The organism is Flavobacterium sp. DG2-3 (assembly GCF_030730925.1).
Taxonomy (GTDB): domain Bacteria; phylum Bacteroidota; class Bacteroidia; order Flavobacteriales; family Flavobacteriaceae; genus Flavobacterium.
Window position 1 is genome coordinate 597309 of record NZ_JAVAMB010000001.1, and the last position, 24782, is coordinate 622090.

A 24782-nucleotide genomic window follows, 5' to 3' on the forward strand; every position below is an offset into this window, starting at 1 on the left:
TTTTTTATAAGTTATTCATCTTTGTCAAAGTTAAAAACTTTGACAAAGTTTATATATTTTTAAACAAACTCATACCCCGCATAAACCTGTTCAATCTCTTTCATAATCGCAAAAAGATTTTCAGGTTCATCAGTAGTAACCAATTTTTGTTTGAATTCTTTAAACGAATGAATTCCTTTGAAATAATTCGTGTAATGACGACGCATTTCTACAATTCCTAAACGTTCGCCTTTCCAATCCATTGACCATTGCAAATGATTTCGGGCAGCTTCAACACGATCGATAACCGTTGGAGCAGGCAAGTGTTCACCCGTTTTAAAGAAATGTTTGATTTCATTAAAAATCCACGGATAACCAATCGCAGCGCGGCCGATCATGATTCCGTCAATTCCGTATTCGTTTTTATATTTTAATGCTTTTTCTGGACTGTCGATATCGCCGTTTCCGAAAATTGGCATTGTAATTCTTGGGTTGTTTTTTACGCGAGCAATGTGCGACCAATCAGAATGGCCTTTATACATTTGTGCACGTGTTCTAGCGTGAATAGTTAAAGCTTGAACGCCAATATCTTGAAGCCTTTCAGCAACTTCATCAATATTAATTGAGTTATCGTCCCAACCTAAACGTGTTTTTACAGTAACAGGTAAATCTGTACCTTTAATAACCGCTTTTGTCAAACGAACCATTAAATCGACATCTTTTAAAACTCCTGCACCAGCACCTCTGCAAACTACTTTTTTTACCGGACATCCAAAATTGATATCTACTAAATCTGGTTTTACTGTAGAAACGATTTTAGAAGACATTTCCATTGCTTCTTCATCACCACCAAAAATCTGAATTCCGACCGGACGTTCGTAATCAAAAATATCCAGCTTCATGCGGCTTTTTATTGCATCACGAATTAATCCTTCAGACGAAATAAACTCAGAGTACATCATGTCAGCTCCATGCGTTTTGCACAATCTGCGAAACGGCGGATCACTCACATCTTCCATCGGAGCAAGTAATAAAGGAAATTCGGGTAGTTCTATATTGCCAATCTTAACCATCATCTATATTTTTTGCAAAATTACAACATTTTTCTTTATAAGATACAAAGGTTCAGAGGGACAGAGGAACAAAGAATAGATTCGTGAAATTATCTAACCGCAAAGAGCGCAAAGATTTTATCTTTAAGTTATGCTTATAAACGCAAAGTTCGCAAAGCTGAATCAATAAAAGCTTTGCGAACTTTGCGTAAATCTTTGCGCTCTTTGCGGTTAAATTAAAATTAACGATAATCAAAAAAGCGAATAGGTTTCCTGCTCATTGGATTAAAAACGATGGGATTTAGAATTTCTTTTGGAACAAATTCTATTTTTGGGGTCACTCTCAATTTGGCTCTAAAATGATCTTTTATTTCCTGTAGAAATTCCGGAGATTGGTTTTTTACCGCAATTTTGATCAGGATTTCATCGGTGCCTAAATCATTGGTTGAAATCTCAATTAAGTGATTTTCAATATTATCGAAACTGCTCAAAACATCGTTCATTGCTGGCGGATACAATGTTGTTCCTTTATATTTAATCATTTGTTTTTTACGTCCAACAACTGGACCAACGCGTAACGTATTTCGTCCACAAGCGCAAGGTTCGTCATGAAACTGAACCATATCTCCGGTTTTAAAACGCAATAATGGCATTGCTTCAATTCCTAAAGTAGTAAAAGTCAGTTCGCCTGTTTCGCCATTTTTTACAGGCATATTATTTTCATCTAAAACTTCAACTATGATTAATTCTGGGTGATGATGGCCGCCTTTTCCATGTTCGCATTCGGTAAAAGCCGTACTCATTTCAGTCGAAGCATAAGTCGAGAACAGCTTAATATTCCACTTATCGGTGATTTTTTTCGATAGAATATTCATCGAAAAATCTTGTTCTCGTAAAGATTCTCCGATACAGATTGCGCCTTTTATGCTGGAATTATTATAATCAATTCCGTGAATTTCAGCGTATTCAATCAATTTTAAAAGGAAAGAAGGAACCGTAATCAAATAACTCGGATTGTATTTTAAAATAGAATCCCATTGCATTTCTGGAATTCCCGCACCCACTCTTATAACGCCGACTTTCAGTTTTCGCAAACCTAGAAAATAAGCTAAACCCGCCATAAATTTTCGGTCGATTGTTGTCATTAATTGTACAACGTCGCCCTCTGCAATTCCAGCGCAGGCAAACGAAATGGCTTCATTATAAGCCAGTCTATCCAAATCAGAATCGGTTAAACCAAAAGTTACGGGATCTCCTAAAGTTCCGGAGGTTGTGGCATAATCTATAATTTTATGCTGTGAAACACATAAAAAATCATCATTATATTGCTGTAAATCTTCTTTCGTCGTAACAGGAAGATGCTGTAAATCTTCGAGCGTTTTTATTTTTGAAATATCAATATTCTGTCCTGCAAAAAGCCTTTTGTAAAAAGGAGAGTTCTCGCTGATATAAGCTAAAAGTTCGGCTAATTTTTTTTCTTGAAAAATTTTAATTTCTTCTAAAGAATCTTTTTCTATTGCTGGAATCATTTTAATTTTCTTTTGACTTTTTTTAAATATTTTTCAATTTCTTCTTTTTGAGGAACTGTGGTGATTTCGTGAGTTAAAGCCTTTTCAAAATTTTGCTTTGCCTGAAGAAATTCCTTTTTTTGGTAAAAGTACAATCCTGTCTTATAATATACAACCCAATAATTGGGGTTTAATGCCTGATAATTTTGAAGAAACTCTGGAAAAACGTTTTCTTTCTTTTCTAGAATTGCATCTAATTTATGATCTTCAATTTTAAATTTTTTAAAATTCTGAAACGCAGCCGTTTCCAAAAATGGATCTTTGGCAATATTCAAATTTTCTTTCTGAAAGGATTTTGTTTCATTTCGATTTTCTCCAAAAACAGAATTTAAATCATAACAGACAAATTCGCCCAACTGAAACGGATTTGCCGAAACCCAAACTAATTTTTCTTTTGGTTTAAAGATAATTCCATGATGCGCCAAAAGCTGATTCAAAGCTTTTTCGTTTCCGTAACCCAAAGCCATATTTTGCAAACCTTCTTTATTTCGCAGAATTTCAGAAGCAATTTGAGGATTCACTTTTGGATTTTCGGACAGTAATTCCTGCATTCTTTCATATCGATATTCAGAATGGCTGTTGGCAATTTGTTCCAGATTTCGTTTGTCATTTTTGAAAGCTTCACCTTGAAAATGATTCGAACAAATTAATTGATCGCTGTTCGGAACATCGTAAACATCCATTTTATCTGGCGAAACTTCAATTAAAACGGCTTTGTTGTCGTTGGCGCTTCCCACCATAATCGATTCAGAAACAAATACTTTTCTCTTTTTTGCAATGGCAACGGCTTCGTCAATAGTTTTGGCATGCTGCAAAATTTCTCGTGTCAGAATAGAAATCGGAGTTTTCGCGCTAAGCGGAATTTTAGATTTTGAAGCATTAATCGTTACGGTCAATCCTTCGAAGTTCATTCCAGAAACAGCACCGATCATGCCAGGCCAAGTCACCATCATAAACGGAAATCCTTGTTCGGGTTTTATAAAGGCAATGATTTTATTTTCCGCGAAAGCGTCATTCACATAAAAATCAAAATTTCGTCCAAGAATCAAACTTCCATCTTCTGATCTTTCGTTCCAAACTGCAAAGGAAGAACAACCGACCAAAGCCAAATCTTGTAAAGCATGACCAATATCGTGAGCAGCATGCAGGTATAAACTGCGTTGAAATTGTGGTGCGATATTATCAAATTCGCTTGATGTGTATTGAGAGACACCATAAATCTCAGTCTGATATTCATTAGGAACATTTAAATATAACTTTCGATTGTACCACTTTAAAAACTGGCGAAGCAGTTTCTGCTGAAATTTTGAAGGAACAAAATCGGTTATTTTAGAGAAAAAAATATGCTGTTGTTTCTCGAGAAGCGAATCGGTTAGAGCGCCAGTCGTCAATCCGATTTCTAGCGGATCGCCTTCAACATACAATTCCCAAAGACCTTGTTTGTTTTTTAAAAGCGAATTTGGTCCAGAAATAAAAACACTGTCAGATATTTTTTGTACCGTTGGTTTTGTAGCATTGAATGCCGAAATATCAGGTGTATGTTTTTTAGATTTTGAAGTACCGCAGGAAACAATTATCAACATAAAAAATAAAGAAGATAAAAGTAAACTTGAGTTTTTCATAACGCTAGTAGCTGAGTTGGGATTTGGAATTTTCTATTTGGAATTTTCCCTACATTTTATTCAGAAGCTTTTTTGATTTTTTCCAGCAGATATTCTTTTCCTACAATTTCTGAGCAAGTTATGACTGCTCCAACTGTAACGCCTAAGACTCCGTGCATGTTAATACTTTGGCCAGTAAGATAAAGATTTTCTAGCTTAGTTTTGGTCGGAATTAAAGTTTTCATCGGATTATTAGAATCTTTAACATATCCGTACATATTTCCGCCGTCTCCGCCGATATAATCGCGGTACGAAAGCGGGGTAGAAGCATGCACCGATTTGATGCAATCTTTTATGCCAGGAAATTTTTTTTCGATTTCTTCTAAAAACTGTGCAGCTTTTTTAGCTTTGAATTCGTCGTAACTTTCACCTCTTTCATTTTCTTCAAAAGTCGTATTAAATGTATTTTCCCAAGCTTTAACATCATCATATTTCATGTACGTCAAAAACGTCATTCCATCTGCCCATTCCTCGTCTTTTTTAGACGGATTCATAGAAGCCATAAAAGTTTTTGGCCATGAGTTTTCGTCGTATTCATGCGCCGTCCAAACATCATTGGCACTTTTAAAATGATAATAATTATGATTGATGTATTTGAAAGTTTTGGGTTTAAAAACAATATAAAGACTGAAGGCAGAAAGTACGCTTTCCAGATCTTGAATTCTATTGAAAAACGGTTTTCTGAAGTTTTCCTGACCCGCCATTTTCAAAGTCGTTTTAGGTTCGATATTCGAAATAAAAATATTTCCCGAAACCTCGGTTCCGTCTTTCATTTTGACCGAATTCACTTTTTGATTTTCGACTTCAAACTTTGTTACTTCTTTGTGTTTAAAGAATTCGCCACCGTATTTTTTTAGCTGTTTCAAAAGCTGTTTCGTAATCTGACTTCCGCCATTAATGCAGCGCCACGAACTTTCAATATAAGAATTGACGACAAGCGCATGCACATAAAAAGGCGATTTTTCGGCTATGCCCGCATAAAGAAAATTGGATCCAGCCAAAACGGCTTTCAGTTTTTCATTTTGAATAAAAGAATCGATGGTTTCTTTTGCGTTAAGCGTTAGAATTTCGTCATCATATTTTCCTTGAGATTCTAGATTGTAAAGCGGAAAAGTTTTGCAAACGGCTTTTATTTTCTCGCAATACTGTTCAAGATTTTCTTTTTCTTCAGGAAAGAAATGGGTTAATTGTTTAATGAAATTTTCGAAACCCTGTGCATGCGGATATTCGGTTTTATCGTCTTCGAAGGAAATTATATCAAAACCATTTTCATCTAATTTTTTTAGATTTAAATGGTCCATTATGCCAATATATTTAAAGTATTGATGCAAATTCTGGCCTTCGCCTAAACCTCCGATATAATGAATTCCAGTATCAAAAATAGTTTTATCTCTTACGAAAGTCTGGAGATTTCCACCGTATTGATTGTTCTTTTCGAGTACACAAACGCTGTAGCCTTCTTTTGCCAGAATAACGGCAGAAACCAATCCGCCCAAACCGCTGCCAATTATGACTACATCGTACTGTTTTTTCATTATTTTTTCTTTAAAACGATTAAAGCATTTTCTTCAGAAACAATTTCGAAATTCTCCAATTGATTTTTTAAACGAGGACAATTGACTAAAATTATTGAAGAAACGGCAGCAATTATTTTTTCGATTTCTTCTGAGTAATTTTCGTCAGAAATTAAAAGGATATCGTACTGATTTTCAAGTGCCAATTCAAATTTTTCGAGATAGGTTATTTTTCTCTTTTTAACTAAATAATTGGTTTTGGCAACTAGCAATTTTTCTTCATCATTTATAAAAGAAACTATTTTTCTCTGTGGTTCCTGTAGCGCCAATAAAACATCCAATTGTCCGTAATCGTTTCCTAAATGCAAAATTTTTGCTTTTGGCTGAATGTGTTTATTTAAATTATAATAGGTTTCAAGATTTTGCTTTACATCTTTTTTTACGCTATTTCCAATTTCGATTTCCTTATAATCGTAACTGTTAATAAGCATTGTTTTGAAATAATCTGGACCTTCCAATTCTTGACGGATTTTTCGATATTCTCCTTTAAAGAAACTACTGATCTGCTTGGTTCTTTCTGTATAATTTGTTCCGAAAGAAAGGTTTTCAGGCGTGATTCTTTCTAAAATAGTAACGGTCAGTTTTCCATGATGAATGACAAAATCTCCTTTCGGAATTAATTCTGAAGCGCCGTGAATAACTACCGGAACAATGTCGATTTTAAATTCTTCGGCAAGGAAAAAAGCACCTTTGTGGAATCGTTTTACGACATTATTTTCAGATCGTGTTCCTTCTGGAAAAACCATTAAAGAATAGCCTTCATTTACTTTTTTGCGCAAATGTTCGACACCGCCTTCAAGACCTTCAGAAACGGGATAAAATCCCGCTTTTCTCACAACGCCGCCAAAAATGGGTGAGTTGTAAACCCAATCGCTTACCAAGAAAATGATTTTCGGACTCAGCATTCCGATGGCTAAAATGTCAAGGAATGAAGAATGATTGGCAATTATAACGGCTGGCTTTTCGAAAGTTTCATGGAAATGATTAACGACTTTTTTGCGGATAAATGGATTGGAATATAATACCGACTTCATGAATTTTGAAATCACATATCGGAAAGCTTTCATTTTTGCTTTTTTGCTAAAAGGCAAAATCGGCATAATGGTAAAACTGAAAATTGACATCACAATTCCGCCCAAACCATAATAGGCAAATGAAATGACACCGTGAATAAAAGTTCGCAATTGAAAAGGCGGATTTCCTTTTTTTGATCGATTTGATATAAAAACTTTAAATAGAATCGGATAGAAAATGAAAGTAATAATAAGTGCGGCAAAAACCCCGATTAGAGAAACCAATGAAATTGAAGTCAATGCAGGATGTTTGGCAAAAATCATGGCGCCGATTCCTAAAATTGTCGTGATTACGGCCAAAATAATTGAGGTTCTGTAAATCGCAATTTCGTTAACGCCGTTGCTGTATTCTTTTTGAAGTGCGCTGGTCATGAAAATGCTAAAATCGACTCCGTGCCCAAAAATTAAAGTGCAGACAATCATACTGAAAATATTCATCTGAATGCCAAAAAGCCCCATAATTCCCGCGGTTACAATTCCCGTTAAAGCAATTGGAATTAAACTGACAATAACCAATTCGATTCTGCGGAAAAAGAAAAACAAAATTAAAATTACGGCAACAAAGGAATAATTGACAAGCGAATTGAAATCGGTTTTTAAAGTGCTGAAAAACGTTTCATTCATTTGCTGGCGGTCGATTGCAATGATATTTTGTTTTGTCGAAGCCGATTTTACAAAAGCATCACGCTGTTCTGGCGCCACTTTTACTAAGGTCGAAATGGTGTAAAATCCATTTTTCTCTGTAACAAATTCCTGCAATTGTAAAGCCTGAATTTTTAAATACTCGTTTGCAGAAATAGGTTTGAAATCAAAATCTAAATGATCAAAAAACAAATTATAAGTTGTCGATTTAAAACCCAATTTATAGCCTTCGGCAATTAATTCTGATTGTACAAATTGCTTTTTCTGCGAATTCCAGAATGCATTCCACTTTTCGATTTTCTGAAGCTGCTCTTTTTGCGAAAGCACAATTCCTCCAACAGAACTGAAATTTAAAATTTTATGTTGTTCTTTTTCTTGATTTAAATTTTCGAAAAGACGGCTATTATGCTGCAAAGCTTCTTCCATCGTTTTTCCGTAAGAAGCCACATAAATAGTTTTAGAGGTGAGGCTCGTACTTTCTTCCAGTTGTTTTTCGGCAGCTTTTATTTCTTTTGGAATAAAATTGAGCTGTGATAAATCATTATTAAAACCAACGTCATTATAAGTAAAACAGCAGATAATGGTAATAATGACACAAAAACCGATTAAAAATTTATTATTGTGAAAAGAGAAATGCGCCATTTTATCGATCACATTTTTCTTGTGTTCTGCCGGATTATTTTTTGGTTTGTATAAATGAGGAATAATCAAAAGCGAGAAAATTGCCGAAGCCATAACAATTACGGCGGCAAAAATTCCTAGATCATTCAGCGCATCCGATTTTACAAAAAGCAGACATAAAAACGCCACAGCCGTTGTAGAACTGCTCATAATTACTGGCATTGTAATGTCTTTGTATAATGTTTTTACATCGCTGTTGTGTTTGTAATGCGTGAGAATGTGAATGGAATAATCGATCGTGATTCCTAAAAGAATAGAACCAATTCCTAATGAAATTGCCGAAATCTGTTCTCTCACAAAATATAAAAATGCAACGGCAAACAAACCTCCAAAAACGGTCGGAACGAAAATAATAAACGGAATTAGGATTTTTCGATAAAATAAAATCAGAATCAGCATCAAAGTAAACATCGCGATTGACGTTGTCAAAATAATGTCGCTCTTAATTTGGGTGGCGTTTGCAACAGCAATAAGCGCAGAACCAAAATAACTGATGGAAGTTTTGCCTTTAAATTTCTGATTTAGATTTTCTTGAATCGATTTTAGTTTTTCGGCAAAAATGGTGTTTTTCTCTGTTTCGCTTGACGGAATATTTGAAGTGATAAAAAGCAACAATTTCTTTTTATCCTTCGTCATTACAAATCCATTTTCTAGCGTAAAATCGTCGCCAATATTTAATTGCTGTAATTTTTTTAAAGCGATAAAAGAAATTCCAAACGGATCTTGCAGAATAAAATCTTTGGTAATAAATCCCGACGGAGAAATAATCGATTTGTAATTTCCTTGAACGGTTGCTGCAATACTGTCTTTTTGCAGTTTATTTTCGATAGCAGCATAATCTTTATCGTCTAGAAAAAGAGGCAGATTGTTGTAAACAAAATCAATAGTTTCCTGAATATTTTCCTCGTCAATTTTTCCCTGAATTCCTGTGATGTAAGGTTTGCAAGATTTTGAAACGCTGTCTGAAAATACAGTCGCCATTTCTTTCAGGTCTTCGGCAGAACCATTTTTATCCAAGCTGAAAATTACGGTCGTTTTATCGGCAAAGTTTAATTGTTTTAAAACTTTGGCGGTAACGTCGGTTTTGTCATTTGTGGGAATAAGTTTGGTGATGTCTTCTTCAAATTTTAATCTTGAAGCGAAGAAGCCGAAAACCAAAAGCATCAATAAAGCCAGCAGCACCGAAAGAGATTTTCTTCGATTTACAAACAGATGAATGGCGTAGAAATATTGATGCATATTTAAAATTTTGTTAGCCACGAATTCACGAATTAATTAAAAATGGATTTGAATAAATTCGTGAATTCGTGGCAGATTTAAATCTGTGGCAAAACTATTTTATTTTTTGGAACTGAAAGCGGTTAAAAGCAAATAACTTACTAAACCAACAGTCAGCGCCGAAACGGACGCTAAAATAAGACTTCCTACGATATATTGCGTAGCATTTTTTTGAATATCATCGAGCGTAATAGAGCTGTCTAAAACCAATGGCGCATCGCTAGAAACAAAAACACTCCCAACTTGAAGTGAAGCATAAATAATAAACGGAATAAAAGGCGGAAAACTTACGTTTGACGTAAGATAAGCAATGACTTTGTTGAGTCTGAACAAGGCCGCAAAGGTAAAAAGCAACACGGTTTGAAATCCCCAAAAAGGAGAAAGTCCGATAAAAATACCTAAAGCAATTGCCGCAGATTTTTTAAAATTAGAATCGTTGCTTTCTAAAATATCTTCTAGAAAGAATTTTTTAAAACCTTTTTTTTTTGCCCGCCTAAAGAAATCGCGAGGTTTTATATACAGCAAAGCATTGGTTACCAAAACCGTATTTAAAATACTGATTCGGGTAAAATCTTGAAACGGACGGAAATGCGAAACTCTTTCAGCTGGATCGTACAAAACTTGAATCGGAATGTTTTTAACTGGAATTCCTTTCCATGCTGCGCGCACAATAACCTCGATTTCAAACTCAAATTTATTGGTATAAAAACGTTTTGGCAGTAATCGAAGCGGATATAATCTAAATCCAGATTGAGTGTCGTCTAGTTTTATTCCAGTTTCAAACTTGAACCAAAAATTAGAAAATTTGTTTCCAAAACTGCTTTTCTTGGGAACATTTTCCTGCGTCATATTACGGCTTCCAATTAAAAGAGTGTTTGGCTCACTTTGGATGGCTTCTAAGAAAACTGGAATATCTGCTGCAAAATGCTGTCCGTCAGAATCGATTGTAATGGCGTATTCAAAATCCAATTCCAGCGCTTTTCTAAATCCGTTTCTTAACGCGCGTCCTTTTCCTATGTTTTGAGGATGGTGAATTTGCGTTAAATGAGAATACGATTTTAAAATTTCGCTCGTAGAATCAGTTGATCCATCATTGACAATGATGACATTTGTCGTGAAATCTAAAATAGAATCCAGTACTTTTTTTAGTGTTTTCTGGTTGTTGTACGTAGGCACAATAACGCAAAAGTTAGTCGAACTAAGTAATTCGTGCTGTGATTTCATGAGGTGTTTTTTGGGCTTACTTCACGAATTGTCTCTCCTTTTCAGAGAAACTTTTAGATTGTAAAACAAAGTCTTTAAGATACTCTTTCAAAGCCGCACTTTGCGATGCATAATACGTCGTAATGAATTTTTTATCTTCTTTAATATTTTTCTTGTAGCCCGTAATTCCAGGAACATCTTCTTGAACGCTCAATCTGATCATTCGCATTTCGATATTGCTCGGATCGCTTTTTATCGTTGCTTCAAGAAGTTTAGCGCCTTCTTTAAAACGTTCAATTTTTTCGCCTAATTTTTTTTCAAACTTAGAATCAACCAAAATAGAAGCGGCTTTATAAGCAACTAAAATTTTATCATCATTATTTGAAACGCCCGAAAGTTTTGCAACAAAATCTTTGGCATTATTTTCTGATTTTGCTACATCAGAATACATTTTGCGGATCGAAGCCAAATCTGGCGTTCCAGCAAAACTAACCCATAAAAGTAATGTCAGTAACAGTTTCATAATTATATTTTTTTGTACACGGTGCTCAGTTTAAGAGCAGTGGTGTCGTTAAAGTAAGTCGTGTTTTTCACTTTTACCAAACCGTCTTCAGTAGTTGTAACATCCAGTTCCAATCGTAATTCTGGTGTAGCCTCTGGATTAATCAGGGCCATGAATTTTACATTTGCCAAAGACTGAATCATCAACGGATTTTTTACAATCGATTCTGTAAGTTCCTTAATAATCTGAATCATGCAAACACCTGGCATAATAGGATTTCCAGGAAAATGACCTTTAAAAACCTCATGTTTTTCGTTGACTAAAATTGTAATATTATATTTTGAATCGGATACTTTTTCCTCCGATAGTATTTTATAAAAATCTTGTAAAATCATATTTTTTATTTTCCAAATGAATAGGAAACTCCTAGCTGAAAATTAACGTTTGTGTTATAATCTCCAAATAAATAATAATTATTAGAGTCGTTCTGATAATAATCACTGCTCAAAACATCAAGCAATCCTTTTTTAAATCGTGCTTCAAATGTCAAACCTGAAGGAAGCGCATAAGCAACTCCTAAAACCAGACCAAGATCATTTTGCGCTTTTCTTACGGCAAGATTATCATTCAATAAAATATCTAAAGTTGGACCAGCTTGCAATTGAATTCCTTGTCCAAAAGTAAACTTATTTATTGCCGAAAGCGACAGATAATTTATTTCCAGATCTAAATATTCTACTCTATTGGTCTGCGTATTTTCGTCATAATAATTTCGAGCCACATCATTAGAACCTTGTCTAGTATAGTTGATTTCTGGCTGAAGCGAATAATGCTTCGTTAAATGAATATCTACTAAACCACCGGCATAAAAATCGGTTCTGTAATTGGCATGCATTTCAGAAATGGTCGAAAAACTAAATCCGGCTCTTAAACCTGGCTTCGCCGTTACTTGGGCTTGTATATTTAAAACGGCAAAAAAAACAGCAACAAAGAAGAATATTCTTTTATTCATTTTATTTTGTTTTAAAGGTATAACGAACTCCAATTTGGAAAACTTGGTTCAAAATTACATCATCATAATAATAGTCATTGTCATAATTGTCATAACCGTAAATATCAACTAGACCCTGTTTGATTCTCGCTTCAAAAGTCAGTCCGTTTGGCAATGTGTAGCCAACACCTCCAACAATTGCAAGATCGAAATCTTCAGGATTCGAATTAATATAATTATCATCCACTTTTAGATCTAAAGACGGTCCTGCCAAAACGTGAAAACCGCCACCTTTAAAGTTAAATTTTGCAACAGCTCCAAGTGTTATATAATTCAACTCATATTTTTCAGAATAATAACGGCCATTTTCAAAGTATCTTCCTTCATCACCTTGTCTAGAATAGGTAATCTCTGGCTGAACCGAGAAATATTTATTGAATTTGATGTCCACTAATCCGCCAATATAAAAATCTGTTTTCGAACTATTGTCGTCAATATTCGTTAATGTCGATACATTCAAACCTCCTCTAAGTCCAGGACTAACTCTTACCTGCGCTTCTGTCTGGATTCCGATTAATAACATAATTGCAAGTACAGCAAATTTTCTCATTTTGAATTGATTTAAAGTTTATGGTTAGTTTAATTTTCTATTCTGATTTAAAATAATTTAACTCGATTTTCAGCTTTATATTCTGATGAATTATTTGAATTTTCTCAGCAAAAATATTGTTTTCTGAATTGAAAAACAGCGTAAATTTTTCTTTTGTTTTAGACGAATGAACAATCTTTTCTAGTTTTTGATCTTTTTTGGAGATAAAAATATAATTGTCACGTTTGCCGTCTGCCGATTTATAAATGTCTGCCGATTCCGTTTCAAATTGTTCCTGAATCTGATATTCCTTTTTTAAAAGCAATCTGAAATCTTCTTTTAAAGTATTGATCAATATTTTTCGATCCAGTTCAGACACAATCGAATTGACTTTAAAATCGGTTTCTGAAATTTCGAAATCCATTAGTTTATTTCCGAATTCGGTTGTAAAAACAACTCGGTGCGTAGTGTCGTTTATTTTTTTGGCAATAAAAATTCCCGACAATTCATTTCCGTAAACACTGATATTAGTTTTGTAAACATAATCGGTTTTTGAATCTGAAAAATAGGGAACCGTGTAAGACGTTTTGTCTAATTTTTTCGGCGTATAATTTTTCGTGACCGAACCACAAGAAATTAAAACAACTGCCAGAAAGCAATTAATTAGTAAAAACTGAATCGTCGATTTTTGCATTGATCACTTTATTTTTAAGTACAATTCGAGTATAATCTTCAGAAGATTCCAACAATTTTACCTGAACTACAGTTGCTTCTTCTTTATCAAAAGTCAGTTCGATTTGTTTAATGTATTTTTTCAGCGTCGCATCTTTCGGAATAAATTTCGCCAGATTCTGACCTTTTAGTTTAAAATACGAAATCGTAAATTCTTTATCGTCAAACATATTCCCGCTCACACTTCCCACAATTAATTTATTGATTCGGGCAAAGATTTTGCTGTTTCCAATATCGACAGCGCTTTTCTTTCCTTCGTCGTTAATCAGGATTTTTCCGTTTTTAAAAGTAATGCTGTAATTGTATGGTTTTTTATATTGCCATTGCAAAAGCGCAGGTTCTTTAAAAACCATTTTTCCTGAAGTTTCAATATCCTTAGACAAAAAATCCAAATGTTTGTATTGAACAAAATCGGTAGTTAAAGTCTTGATTTTTTTGGCCACCACATTTACATCTTCTTTAAATTGTGCAATTTCTGCAGCAGACATTTTTTGTTCCTGAGCAAACAAATTGCCTGAAATAAAAAGAATAAGAAGTGCTATTTTAGTTTTCATATTTTGTTATTTAATTTCCTGCAAGGTTTTCGAAACCTTGTAGGTCTACAATGAAGAATACCTATTTTAACACATAGAAACATAGAATTAGTGATCTCAAAAAAGGCGTTTCACTTGCATTAACACACATAGCTATGTGTGAGAAACGAGTTTCTTTTGATTTACTTTTTCAAATGCATTAAATCTATGTTTCTATGTGTTTAATTTTTTTTATGCATTCCAGTAAAATTACTAGAATTAAAATCCGTTTTAATCAGCGTCTTCGCGAAAGCGAATCCGTGTCATCCGCGTTCAATCTGCATAAGCCTTAAGATTCAAAAGTTCTTCAATCGAAACGACTTGATAATTATTTTGCTGTAAAAATTGCAAAAACTGTTCCAAGACCAAAACAGAGTGAGATCCCGTATCGTGCAAAAGTACGATTCCGCCGGGAGAAACGTGTTTTTTAATTCGATTCAAAATTAATTCCACATTTGTTGTCCCGCCGTCAAGCGAACGAATATTCCAACCAACAACTTTATGTCCAGTTACCTTTAAAGCTCTTCGAATCGAAGGCGTCGTAACTCCGTAAGGCGGACGAAAAAAGTTGATTTTTTTGGAAGTGAATTTCTCCAGAATTTCATCTGTTTTCTGAAGTTCTTGCGTTATTTTTTTAGCATTATAAAAATCAAAAAATTTAGAATGCGAGTACGAATGATTTCCAACTAAATGTCCGTCGCTAATCACTTTTTGAAGAATTTCAGGATGCGTTTCGATATTTTTTCCAATGCAGAAAAAAGTCGCTTTGGCACTGTATTTTTTTAAAAGTTCTAAAATTTGCGAAGTATAAACGCTCGGGCCATCATCAAAAGTCAAAGCAATTTTTTTTTCTTTTTCTAAAGGATTATTACAAAACGCTTTTACATGATAATTGGAAGAAATTCGGGCAGAACCAAAAGCATTGATTCCGATCCAAACTAGAATTATAAGAACAAACCACAGAAAATGAATTGCATTATAAAGATTCAGAAGAAACAATAAAAGCAATAAAAAGATAAAAAACAGTGATATGTTTTTGTGCGTTATCATTTTGACAGCAGCGTAAAACTATGGTTTTTTCCGTTTAATTGATTGTATAATAAAATCGTTTTGTAAACTGGTTTTGCAACTGAATTTACTTTTATAATTTCTGGAATTTCCTGCGTTTTTAAAATTTTAGTCGCCATCCAAAAAGCAAAAGCCGAAGCCGTATCATATTCGCCGCACAAATGTTTGTAATACAAAACAGGAGTTTGAGCAAATGTATTTTCAGCAATATTTTTATAATAATTTTCGAAATTAGCATTTCCGTCAAAACCTAGAATCAAAGCATCAACATCTGAAATTTCCAAATTATTTGATTTTAGAAAAGATCGGATTGCGGTTTCAACTTCATTTTCTTCCAGAGTATTTACAATAGAAATGTCCAAAAGTTCAGCATACGTATTTTCTTTTCTTTCGTTTTCTAAAACAAAAAAACTCGCGCCTTCTCCGTAAACTGCTCCACTTGTATTAGAAGTCAGAACATCGTACGGACCCGAATTGTCTTTTTTAATTCGACCGTTTAGTTTGAAAAGGGCAGTAGTATAATCGCCGTTTTCATCAACTCCACCGACTAAAATAGAATTGGCTTCCTCTTCTTCAATTTGCATTTTAGCATCAATCAAAGCCGATTCAAACGAAACTGCGCCATTTACATAAGTGAAATTATAACCTTTACATTGCTGTAAAAGAGCAATCTGTGCGCCAACCGTATTGTGAGTCGACTGAATGAAAGAAGTTGGAGTTAGAAACTCTTCGTTATTGTCTAAAATACTTTTCAGGAATTTTTCAGAATCTTCAATACAGCCCAAACCAGTTCCGGTAATAATCGCGTCAACGTTTTCTACATTCGCATCTTTCATCGCCAAAGCCGAAGCAACGATTCCGTTTTTTACACCTTTTGCCATGCGTCGGCTGGCAGCTGGCGAAATATATTCTTTGTATGCTGGCGGAACAATTGCCAGTACATTTTCGTCATGATTGACAACAGCTTCTTCTAAAAAAACAGTATCAAATGTTTTTTGAGTCGAAATACAGCCTACTCCATTTATATATGTTTTTTTTGTCATTAGCTTTTTGAAAATATAAGAGTGGAACAATTTCCTCCAAATCCGAAAGAGTTAGAGAGAACATGTTCGATAGTTTTATTTTTTAAAGTAGTCTGTGGTTTCAAATCGAATTCTTCCATCGGAACATCAAAATTCAAATTCGGATAAACCACATTATTTTGAATGGCCAAAACGCTGTAAACGGCTTCAATTGCCGCTGCGGCCGCTAAAGTGTGACCCGTAAAAGGTTTTGTAGAACTAAAATCGGGAACGTTGGAGTCTTCGTAAATTCGCTTCAAAGCGCGTCCTTCAGACAAATCGTTATTTGGCGTTGCCGTTCCGTGTACGTTGATGTAATCAATTTCAGAAGGCTTTAAACCCGAAACTTCAAACGCTTTTTTCATTGCTAAAAATGCACCATCTCCATTTTCTGAAGAAGCCGTTTGGTGAAAAGCATCGTTTGCATTTCCGTAACCAGAAACTCTTGCCAGTACTTTTTTATTTTGCTTGGCCACAATTTCATCCGATTCTAAAACTAAAAAAGCCGCCGCTTCACCAAGATTTAATCCTTTTCTAGTATTGTCAAAAGGTTTGTTGTAATCGTCGGATAAAATCATTAAAGTCTTAAATCCGTTGATGGTAAATTTTGCTAAAGCATCGGCACCGCCCACAATTACACGATCTAACTTTCCCGTTTTGATTAATCTTGCACCCAGCATAATCGAATTGGCAGCAGATGAACAAGCGGTACTAATCGTTGTGACCATTCCTTTTAAACCTAATTCTTCGGCAATTTTTTCGGCAACATCGCCGCCATCGTGGCAAGTAATGTATTTAACCAATTCTGGTTTTTCGAAATAATCGTAATAATGTCTTTCCGTCATATCCATTCCGCCCACGCTTGTAGCAGAGATAAGTCCGGTTCTAAATTCATTTATATCGGTAATGCCAGCATTTTCAACAGCTTGTTTTGCTGCCAAAGTGCCAATCATAGCGGTTCTGGAGAAATTGTTATTCTCGTCGAGCTGCAATTCATCGATGAGTTCTTCGTTGGTTTTTTTGATTTCACCAACTTTGATTACATCTGCGTGAACTGTAGCTATATTTTGAATACGAGAAATACCAATTTTATTTTCGGTCAGCGAAATGTAATTTTCCTCAACCGAATTACCAATCGCAGAGATAATTCCCATTCCCGTTATTGCAACACCTCTTGTCATTTTAGATTTTAGATTTATGATTTTAGATTTGCTCGAACTTTGTCAAAGTTTTAAACTTTGACAAAGTTGTCGTAGTATCTGAATTAGATTTTAATATTTCTGTTTAAGAAATCTAAAATCTAAAGTCTGAAATCTAAAATTTATTTAGTTCTGTTAGCACTGATATACGCTGCCATAGTTTCGATAGACTGGAAAATAGCTTTTCCTTCTTTCGGATCTACTAATTTGATTCCGTAGTCTTTATCTAAAATTACGATCAATTCAAGTGCATCAATCGAGTCTAAACCTAAACCGTCTCCAAACAATGCATCGTTATCAGCAATATCTTCAACTGCGATATCTTCAAGGTTTAAAGTCGTTATGATTTTATTTTTTAATTCTTCTTTTAATGCTTCCATGATTATTTATTGTATAATGTATTGATAGTTTCGTTTTTATATTCTGTGTTTTCTTCCGTTCCGATTACGCAAAGAAAAGCTTTATAACTGTCATTAAAAAATTCTACCCATCCGCATAAAACGGTATCAGCCTTATTCGTATTCAGCAAAATATTCGAATAATTCGACATAAATTCGGTGTTAAACGTGTCAAATATAAAGAAAGAATTTTCACTTTTCAGCTGATGGCGGATACTTATTTCGCCCAAACAAATATTTGGCAGCGTATAAACAAAAACCGCCGGACTCGGAAAATAGTTTTCTTTGTCTGAAATAGACTCCTGATATTTTACATCGGTATCCAAACTCGACGACTTATTCGCCAAAACCAAAGCGATATTGTGTTCCTGCTCCGTTGAGGTAATCGGACTCAAAAGCAGCTCTGATCCTAAAAAAGCCAGTTTGCTCAACGCATCCATTTTGAAAAACTTTGGATACTGGATTTCGAAATGACGTAAAGCTTGTTTAGAAAAATCTCCGAAATTTGTTGGTTCAATTTTGAATACAGATTTCCCGTTGAGAACAATTTCGTTGTTTTCGATTTGGATATAGGATTGTATGTATGTTTTTTGAGTCATTATTATAATTTAAACACGAATTTCACAAATTAACACAGATTATTCCAAGCTTAAAAATTACACTAATTAATTCGTGAAAATTAGTGCAATTCGTGTTTTATCTTTTATGAAACCCAAGTATCAATAATTTTACTAATATGCCATTCTCCAGATTTTTTTTCAATTGTAATTTCAAAACCGCTTCCGCTTTTTCCTCCACCTGCAGATGAGCTAGCTTCTAAAATTCCGGATGTTTTAGTTTTATTAAAACGAATTCCGGAAATACTAATTGTCCCTACTGGCAATGAACTTTTGATATCATTTAAATCCCAAGATATTTCGTCTGGAAATTTGGACATATATTGAAAATCATATTTTTTATTGTTTTTGAAAGGTGCTAAATCAAATTTATTATCATTGATACCATTATTTTTCAAAAAACCATATACAGCAATTAGTTTTCTTCTTTTGTCTTTTTTAATGCTATCATGATCATGCCAATACTTTTTTAATATTTTTCCATAACCAACAGTATCACGCTTGCCAGTTTTAAAATCACTATATTTTGGACTAGGAGGAGGCAGCATAATTCTTCTGTCCTTGTGAATAGAATCTACAATTTCGACAAAAACACTATTTAAAACTTCTTTTTCAAATTCAGATTCAGACATTTCTTTCTTTTTACATCCAAAAGATGAAAGAAGAATTAGAGTTATAAATATGAATTTTGATAGTTTCATTTAAATTAAATCAATTGAACTTTCAAGATTTACTTGAGAGTTGGATTTTTTGAACTTGTAAAATTTCCTTACAAGTTCGATTTTATATTCAACTGTTCGGAAATTCCGAACAGTTCAAATTTTTAGTTCGTGAAAATTAGTGTAATTCGTGTTTTACCTTTTCAAAAACCACAGCCGTATTACAACCTCCAAAACCAGAAGCTGTTTTCAAAAAGAAATCAATACTGGCTTCTTTGTTTTTCTCAATTACATTAATATTTTCGCTTACGCCGATTTCATCAAAACCCTTTGATTCAAAAAGTGTATTTTGATTGGCAGATTCTATCGCAATTACCGTTTCCAATAATCCCGAAGCGCCGAGTGTATGGCCGTAAAATCCTTTCAAACTATTAATGGGAACGTTTTGTAAATTTAAACGAGTTAGAGCAATGGCTTCCATTTCGTCATTATAAGGTGTTGCAGTTCCATGTGCTGAAATATAATCTAATTTATTGGCTTCAATTTGCGCTTCTTTCAAAGCATTCTGAATACTTCTGAACAAACCTTCGCCAGTTCTTGACGGACCCGAGATATGATTCGCATCGTTTATCGAACTGTCGCCAATGACTTTTATTTTAGCAGTTGCCGGATTCGCCGAAACTAAAACGGCAGCTGTTGCTTCGCCCAAACTCACGCCAGTTCTATTTTTAGAATAGGGTTTACATGGCAAATCGCTCATCGCTTGAAAAGCATTAAAACCAGACAAAACAAATTCTGAAACTTCGTCGCCGGCTACGACAAAAATATTGTCATAAAGCCCCGACTGAATCATTCTTTTGGCAATAGAAATCGCTAAAATTCCCGAAACGCAAGCATTCGAAACTACGATTGGTTGTGTTTGAAATCCGAAGAAATTGGCAACGTTTTTGGCTAAAACATCTAAGTGCGCGTTGTTAAAACTTTCGGCAGAATTGTCTTTTAAAGCCGTTACATTTCCTTTTGTTGTAGAAAGTATAAATCCAGTTTTTGAATTTAATTCAACTCCCGAATTTTTAATAATTGGTTCTAAAGCCAAAATCATCAATTTTTCTAAACGCGAATATTTAGTTTCAGAACTCACTTCCGCGAAAGCATTATTTATATTTTCATCGCTAATAATCGAAGCATAAAAGGAATTGGGCATCAAAGAAATATCATTATGAAGCTGAATTCCAGAATCGCCACGAAGAATTGCTTCGACGTTCGATTCAACATCAAAACCTAAAGGTGTGATACAATTTGTTTCTGTAATGTATATTTCTTTTCTCATTTTATGTCTTCCTGCTCCCGAAGCTTCGGGACAAAACCTTTTCGGTATTTATTTTTATGTTGTGTATATTTAATCTCTCGCAGATTTTACAGATTAAGTGGATTTGTTTTTATCTAAAAATGTTTCACGCAGATTTTACAGATTTAAGCAGATTCGCAAAGATTTTTATAATTTGAATTTGTGAAAATTCGTGAAATTTGCGGTTAACTTTTGCATTTAGAATTCGCGTCAATTAGTGAAATTAGTGGCTAAAAAACTTTATTTCAACAACCCAACTTTCCTTTTCCATTCCTCATAAAAAGGAGGATTCGTCAGCATTAAATTTCCTTCGTTATCTAAAAAAACCTGAACAGTTTCTCCTGTACACGCCACTTCTCCTTTATCATCAATAATTTTAAAACGGTAAATCATTTTGGCTGCAGGCGTGTCTACAACTGTTGTTTCAATCGTAACCACATCACCATAACGAAGAGACAATTTATGTTCGCAAGTCGATTTTACAATTGGCGTTGTATAACCCGTTTTGGCAATATCCAAATAAGTCAATCCATGCTCACGTCCAAATGCTTCTCGTCCATCTTCGAAATAGGTGATATAATTGCCGTGCCACACGATTCCAAGCGGATCGGTTTCGTTAAAACGAATCCTGATTTCGTGCGTAACGGTTAGATCTGTAGCTTCTTTAAACTGCTCTTTTCTTTTTGTCATAAAATAATGCGATGGAAGTTGTAATAATGAAAAACAAAAATAACAAAGTTATTCTCGGAATGATTTCGACGAAAGAAACGTTTCGAAGCAATACATCGTAAAAAGCTTCTAAGCCCCAATTCATTGGAGAAGATTTTGCAATATACTGCATGATTGTTGGCATGGCAAAAACGGGAACCCAAACGCCTCCAATTGCCGCCAAAATAATCACACTTGTGGCACCAAAAGGAGCAGATTGTTCTTGCGTGCTGGCAACGGTTCCTAATAAAATTCCGAAGCCGATTGCTGCAAAACCTGAAAATAATGCAACAACGCTTGTCAAAAAGAAATGGCCTTCGATATTTAAAGAAGGCAATCCGATTGATGGAAATAAAAATACGGCAACGGCAACCATCATATAAAACTGAATCATACAAATGATCGAGTAGGTAATGGTTTTGCCGATTATCACAATTAAATTGGAAACGGGATTGGTCCTTAAACGAACAAAAGTTCCCTGTGTTTTTTCTTTTACAATATTAATAGATAACGGAATGACAATAAAAAAGATGGCAAAAAGTGTCCAAGCCGGAACATTATGCTGAACGGAATTCGGACGAACTTCTTTGTTGTTGATTCGCGGAATTATTTCTTTGAAAGTAATGAAGTTTTTTTGCTCAAAATCGATCGTTTCTTCTCCTAATTGTTTTTGAAAAGTCGAATAAATCGATTTGGTTTCAATCTGCGAAATCATTTTGTCGATCGAACTCATTACGGCATTTTTAAAACTCATTTGGACCGCTGGATCAAAATATAGTTTTACTTCTTTTTCTTTAATGACACGCTGAGGTTCTACAGTTGCAGTGCTGTCAGTCAAACCTAAATTGCTGACAATTTTTTCTACATTCTGCTCGACTTTAGTCTGTAAATCAGAACTTAGATTTTCTGGAATTACGATTGCCAGTTGAAATTTTCCTTTGTACACATTTTCTTTGGCAACTTCTTCGGTAATTGGTTGATTGTCAATTTGTGTTACAACGGTAAAATAGCTGCTTTTTTCTAAATTTTCGAAAACCGTTTTCGAAACAGAGCCTTTGTCTTTGTCGACCAAAAGAATCTGAATTTTAGAATCGGTTACGGCTTTAAAAGTGCTGTCCTGAATTAAGGTTACGGCAATTACCAAAACCAACGGCATGATAAATAAAATAATCAATCCGCCTAAATCTCTTTTTAGCAAAAGGAATTCTTTTACTACCGACATCCAAATTTTATATGCCATCTCTCAACGCTTTACCAGTTAATGAAATAAAAACATCTTCGAGATTTCGGGCATCTGTTGTAGATTCAATTAATGCCGACGGAGTTGCTTGCGCGTAAATTTGTCCTTGATCTAAAATCGCAATATCAGAACAAAAATCTTCGGCTTCAGCCAAATGATGTGAGGTATAAATAATAGTCGTTCCGTTTTGGTTTAAAACTTTTAGATAATCAATAATGGCAGTTTTAGAATGCACATCGACACCAACTGTCGGTTCATCCAAAAACAAAACCTTTGGATTATGGAGAATTCCTGCGATCAGATTTACACGGCGTTTCATTCCGCCAGAGAAAGTCTGAACTTGTTTGTCGGCAAATTTCAATAAACCTAAAAGATCCAAGGCTTCGATCACTTTATCTTTTAAATCCGAACCTTTCAAACCGTACATGCTTCCAAAATAAAGCAGATTTTCTCTAGCTGTTAAAGTCGGATATAAAGCATATTCTTGTGGTACAACGCCTATAATTTTTTTAATTTTTGAAGCATGATGCTGATAGTCTAAACCATCAATAGTAAAATGTCCTGAAGTTGGCTTTACCAATCCGCAGAGCATCGAAATTAAAGTGGTTTTTCCAGCGCCGTTTGGTCCTAATAAACCAAAAATCTGGCCTTCATTTATGTTTAGATAAACGTTGTTCAAAGAATACATTTCTGCATTTTTGTACTGTTTCGAAAGGGATTCTATTTTTATAATGGGAATATTCATTTATTACTTAAGCAAGATGTTTTTCAATATTTTGCATGGCTATAGTAATAAATTTAGGGTTCGTAAACAGCGTTTTTTTTCTGTCACTCCATCTTTCTAAATTATGTTTAATTTCATCTATCGATTTTGTGTTTTTGTCCACCATAATAAAATCGATTGTAGATAATAATTCTAAGCCAAAATCAGCATAAAATCCAGATAAAAAAGTTTTTGTTTTTTTTACTATAGTGTAATATTTGCTGTTTTCACTTTTTTCAAGATATTCATTTACGTCTTTTTCTGCATCTAGCATTATCCCTAATTCATCAAACGGTTTTTTATCTTTTGAACTATAGCCAGAAATATAACTACCATTAAGATAATATAACACATGTTTTACTTTTCCTGAATAAGGACCATAAAAATTTGGCAGAAATTCTAATTGAAATTCTTCTTTTGCTCCAAATCGTTGCAAAAAATACGCAATTTTTTCAGCGGTAAATTCTGATACAAATTCACCATTTTTTACTAGATCAAATAAAACAGACAAAAGCATGGCTCTTGCAGGGGTTAGTTTTACTCTTTCTTTTTTTAATACTTCAGAAATCGTAGAATTGGGTTGATAGATAAAAATTTCTGAATCAATATCTTTTAAATATTTTTCAATTAATGCTTTGACTTTATTCCAATCTAGTCCGCCATTACCTGCACCTAGCGGAGGAATAGCAATTGATTTAATTTTTTTTTCTTTAATAATTTTGACAAGATTTTTCAAGCCAGATTCAATATATTCATACTCAGAAGGTTTTCTCCAATCTGTTTTAGTGGGAAAATTTATGATTATTTTTTTTCCTCCTAATAATGAAGTTTCTTCTGTTACAAACATTTCACCTACTTGTACCTCTTTTAATTTACAAGCATTTCTATATAATTTGTAATTGTTAGGATATTGATTTTTAAACTGCAACGCAATTCCTTTACCCATGACACCTACAGTATTAACAGTATTTACTAAAGCTTCCGCTTTGCTTTCTAATAAATTATCATTTTTGTATTGTATCATTTTTTAGAAATAATAATGTTTACGTACTTGAATACTTCTTTCTTCTATGCCTAAAGGGAGTAATTTATTCTTAGCATTTTCACTATAAACTACAAATCCTAAAATTGCTTCAACCGGAACATCAGGCTCAACTAAAAATTCAGCTTGTTTTCTTCTTTTTTTATCCAGATCATTTAGATCTTTAAAAATAGGGTCTTTAACTATTTTCAAATCCACTAACGTTTCAATGTCTTGAATGAATTGAGAATCATATTGAGAAGTTATTGATTCAATTGCATGGCCATCTGTAAAAATATAATCTAAATCATGATCTATAATTTTTTGGGCAGAAGAAACACAATATATAATATTTTCAGGATCAATTTTACTAACATTATAACCTTTTTGAATTACATAAAGCATTGGAGTAAAAATGCAAAAGTAAAAAGGAATATAAGTCCCTAATTTTTTACCATTATTTAATAAAAACTCATTACGGGTATGTATTAGACTGTCATCGCCAATTGAAATATAATTTGAATTTGCATTTGGAGAATGAATATGAGTAATTCCATATTTAAGAATATGTGAGATATTCTCAATATGAGTCATTCTATATAA

Annotated in this window: 24 protein-coding genes; all 24 read right to left on the reverse strand. The window is 34.0% G+C overall.

The features are described from left to right. Window positions 1-59: 59 nt before the first annotated feature. The 24 genes from dusB to Q9Q97_RS02680 all read right to left on the reverse strand — a co-directional run bounded on the left by dusB (window position 60) and on the right by Q9Q97_RS02680 (window position 24773). On the reverse strand, window positions 60-1052 hold the full coding sequence (gene dusB, locus Q9Q97_RS02565; RefSeq protein ID WP_306154850.1) for a tRNA dihydrouridine synthase DusB: 993 nt from the start codon (window positions 1050-1052) through the stop codon (window positions 60-62). A gap of 221 nt (window positions 1053-1273) precedes the next feature. Further along, window positions 1274-2560 carry a phenylacetate--CoA ligase family protein gene (locus Q9Q97_RS02570; protein WP_306154095.1) on the reverse strand — a complete coding sequence of 429 codons (1287 nt, stop codon included), beginning with the start codon at window positions 2558-2560 and terminating at the stop codon, window positions 1274-1276. Beyond that, window positions 2557-4221, reverse strand: coding sequence for a C45 family peptidase (locus Q9Q97_RS02575; RefSeq protein ID WP_306154097.1), 1665 nt, complete (start codon window positions 4219-4221; stop codon window positions 2557-2559). Before Q9Q97_RS02575 ends, Q9Q97_RS02570 begins: the two co-directional genes overlap by 4 nt. 56 nt (window positions 4222-4277) lie before the next feature. Beyond that, a complete protein-coding gene (locus Q9Q97_RS02580) occupies window positions 4278-5795 on the reverse strand; it encodes an NAD(P)/FAD-dependent oxidoreductase (RefSeq protein WP_306154099.1) in 1518 nt (505 codons plus the stop codon). Beyond that, the gene (locus Q9Q97_RS02585; protein WP_306154101.1) at window positions 5795-9469 is read right to left on the reverse strand and encodes a 1-acyl-sn-glycerol-3-phosphate acyltransferase; all 3675 of its coding nucleotides are present in this window, start codon (window positions 9467-9469) and stop codon (window positions 5795-5797) included. The genes Q9Q97_RS02580 and Q9Q97_RS02585 overlap by 1 nt, the downstream gene beginning before the upstream one ends. Before the next feature lie 99 nt (window positions 9470-9568). Beyond that, window positions 9569-10732, reverse strand: coding sequence for a DUF2062 domain-containing protein (locus Q9Q97_RS02590; protein ID WP_306154103.1), 1164 nt, complete (start codon window positions 10730-10732; stop codon window positions 9569-9571). 16 nt (window positions 10733-10748) lie between these two features. Continuing rightward, window positions 10749-11234 carry a hypothetical protein gene (locus tag Q9Q97_RS02595; protein WP_306154105.1) on the reverse strand — a complete coding sequence of 162 codons (486 nt, stop codon included), beginning with the start codon at window positions 11232-11234 and terminating at the stop codon, window positions 10749-10751. A 2-nt stretch (window positions 11235-11236) separates the two neighbouring features. Beyond that, a complete protein-coding gene (locus Q9Q97_RS02600; RefSeq protein WP_306154107.1) occupies window positions 11237-11608 on the reverse strand; it encodes a 3-hydroxyacyl-ACP dehydratase in 372 nt (123 codons plus the stop codon). Between the two features lie 5 nt (window positions 11609-11613). Next, window positions 11614-12225, reverse strand: a complete 612-nt coding sequence (locus Q9Q97_RS02605) for an outer membrane beta-barrel protein (protein WP_306154109.1) — start codon at window positions 12223-12225, stop codon at window positions 11614-11616. A gap of 1 nt (window position 12226) precedes the next feature. Then, a complete protein-coding gene (locus Q9Q97_RS02610) occupies window positions 12227-12814 on the reverse strand; it encodes a porin family protein (protein WP_306154111.1) in 588 nt (195 codons plus the stop codon). 37 nt (window positions 12815-12851) lie between these two features. Further along, window positions 12852-13487 carry a hypothetical protein gene (locus Q9Q97_RS02615; RefSeq protein WP_306154112.1) on the reverse strand — a complete coding sequence of 212 codons (636 nt, stop codon included), beginning with the start codon at window positions 13485-13487 and terminating at the stop codon, window positions 12852-12854. Further along, a complete protein-coding gene (locus Q9Q97_RS02620) occupies window positions 13453-14079 on the reverse strand; it encodes an outer membrane lipoprotein carrier protein LolA (RefSeq protein ID WP_306154114.1) in 627 nt (208 codons plus the stop codon). The genes Q9Q97_RS02615 and Q9Q97_RS02620 overlap by 35 nt, the downstream gene beginning before the upstream one ends. A gap of 291 nt (window positions 14080-14370) precedes the next feature. Beyond that, window positions 14371-15147, reverse strand: a complete 777-nt coding sequence (locus tag Q9Q97_RS02625; RefSeq protein ID WP_306154116.1) for a polysaccharide deacetylase family protein — start codon at window positions 15145-15147, stop codon at window positions 14371-14373. After that, a complete protein-coding gene (locus tag Q9Q97_RS02630; RefSeq protein ID WP_306154117.1) occupies window positions 15144-16208 on the reverse strand; it encodes a beta-ketoacyl synthase N-terminal-like domain-containing protein in 1065 nt (354 codons plus the stop codon). The genes Q9Q97_RS02625 and Q9Q97_RS02630 overlap by 4 nt, the downstream gene beginning before the upstream one ends. Then, window positions 16208-17407, reverse strand: coding sequence for a beta-ketoacyl-[acyl-carrier-protein] synthase family protein (locus tag Q9Q97_RS02635; protein ID WP_306154120.1), 1200 nt, complete (start codon window positions 17405-17407; stop codon window positions 16208-16210). The genes Q9Q97_RS02630 and Q9Q97_RS02635 overlap by 1 nt, the downstream gene beginning before the upstream one ends. 140 nt (window positions 17408-17547) lie before the next feature. Further along, window positions 17548-17805, reverse strand: a complete 258-nt coding sequence (locus Q9Q97_RS02640) for a phosphopantetheine-binding protein (RefSeq protein WP_306154122.1) — start codon at window positions 17803-17805, stop codon at window positions 17548-17550. 2 nt (window positions 17806-17807) lie between these two features. Beyond that, window positions 17808-18422 carry a 3-oxoacyl-ACP synthase gene (locus Q9Q97_RS02645; protein WP_306154123.1) on the reverse strand — a complete coding sequence of 205 codons (615 nt, stop codon included), beginning with the start codon at window positions 18420-18422 and terminating at the stop codon, window positions 17808-17810. A gap of 104 nt (window positions 18423-18526) precedes the next feature. Then, on the reverse strand, window positions 18527-19072 hold the full coding sequence (locus Q9Q97_RS02650; RefSeq protein ID WP_306154124.1) for a hypothetical protein: 546 nt from the start codon (window positions 19070-19072) through the stop codon (window positions 18527-18529). 205 nt (window positions 19073-19277) lie between these two features. Next, window positions 19278-20429 carry a beta-ketoacyl synthase N-terminal-like domain-containing protein gene (locus Q9Q97_RS02655; RefSeq protein WP_306154125.1) on the reverse strand — a complete coding sequence of 384 codons (1152 nt, stop codon included), beginning with the start codon at window positions 20427-20429 and terminating at the stop codon, window positions 19278-19280. Window positions 20430-20687: 258 nt separating this feature from the next. Further along, a complete protein-coding gene (locus Q9Q97_RS02660) occupies window positions 20688-21137 on the reverse strand; it encodes a thioesterase family protein (RefSeq protein ID WP_306154127.1) in 450 nt (149 codons plus the stop codon). Continuing rightward, window positions 21112-22395: an ABC transporter permease gene (locus Q9Q97_RS02665; RefSeq protein WP_306154129.1), complete on the reverse strand. Its 1284-nt coding sequence runs from the start codon at window positions 22393-22395 to the stop codon at window positions 21112-21114. Before Q9Q97_RS02665 ends, Q9Q97_RS02660 begins: the two co-directional genes overlap by 26 nt. Further along, window positions 22385-23140: an ABC transporter ATP-binding protein gene (locus Q9Q97_RS02670; protein ID WP_306154131.1), complete on the reverse strand. Its 756-nt coding sequence runs from the start codon at window positions 23138-23140 to the stop codon at window positions 22385-22387. The genes Q9Q97_RS02665 and Q9Q97_RS02670 overlap by 11 nt, the downstream gene beginning before the upstream one ends. 7 nt (window positions 23141-23147) lie before the next feature. Beyond that, a complete protein-coding gene (locus tag Q9Q97_RS02675) occupies window positions 23148-24182 on the reverse strand; it encodes a macro domain-containing protein (protein ID WP_306154133.1) in 1035 nt (344 codons plus the stop codon). 3 nt (window positions 24183-24185) lie between these two features. After that, window positions 24186-24773: a DUF4433 domain-containing protein gene (locus Q9Q97_RS02680; protein ID WP_306154134.1), complete on the reverse strand. Its 588-nt coding sequence runs from the start codon at window positions 24771-24773 to the stop codon at window positions 24186-24188. Window positions 24774-24782 lie beyond the last annotated feature (9 nt).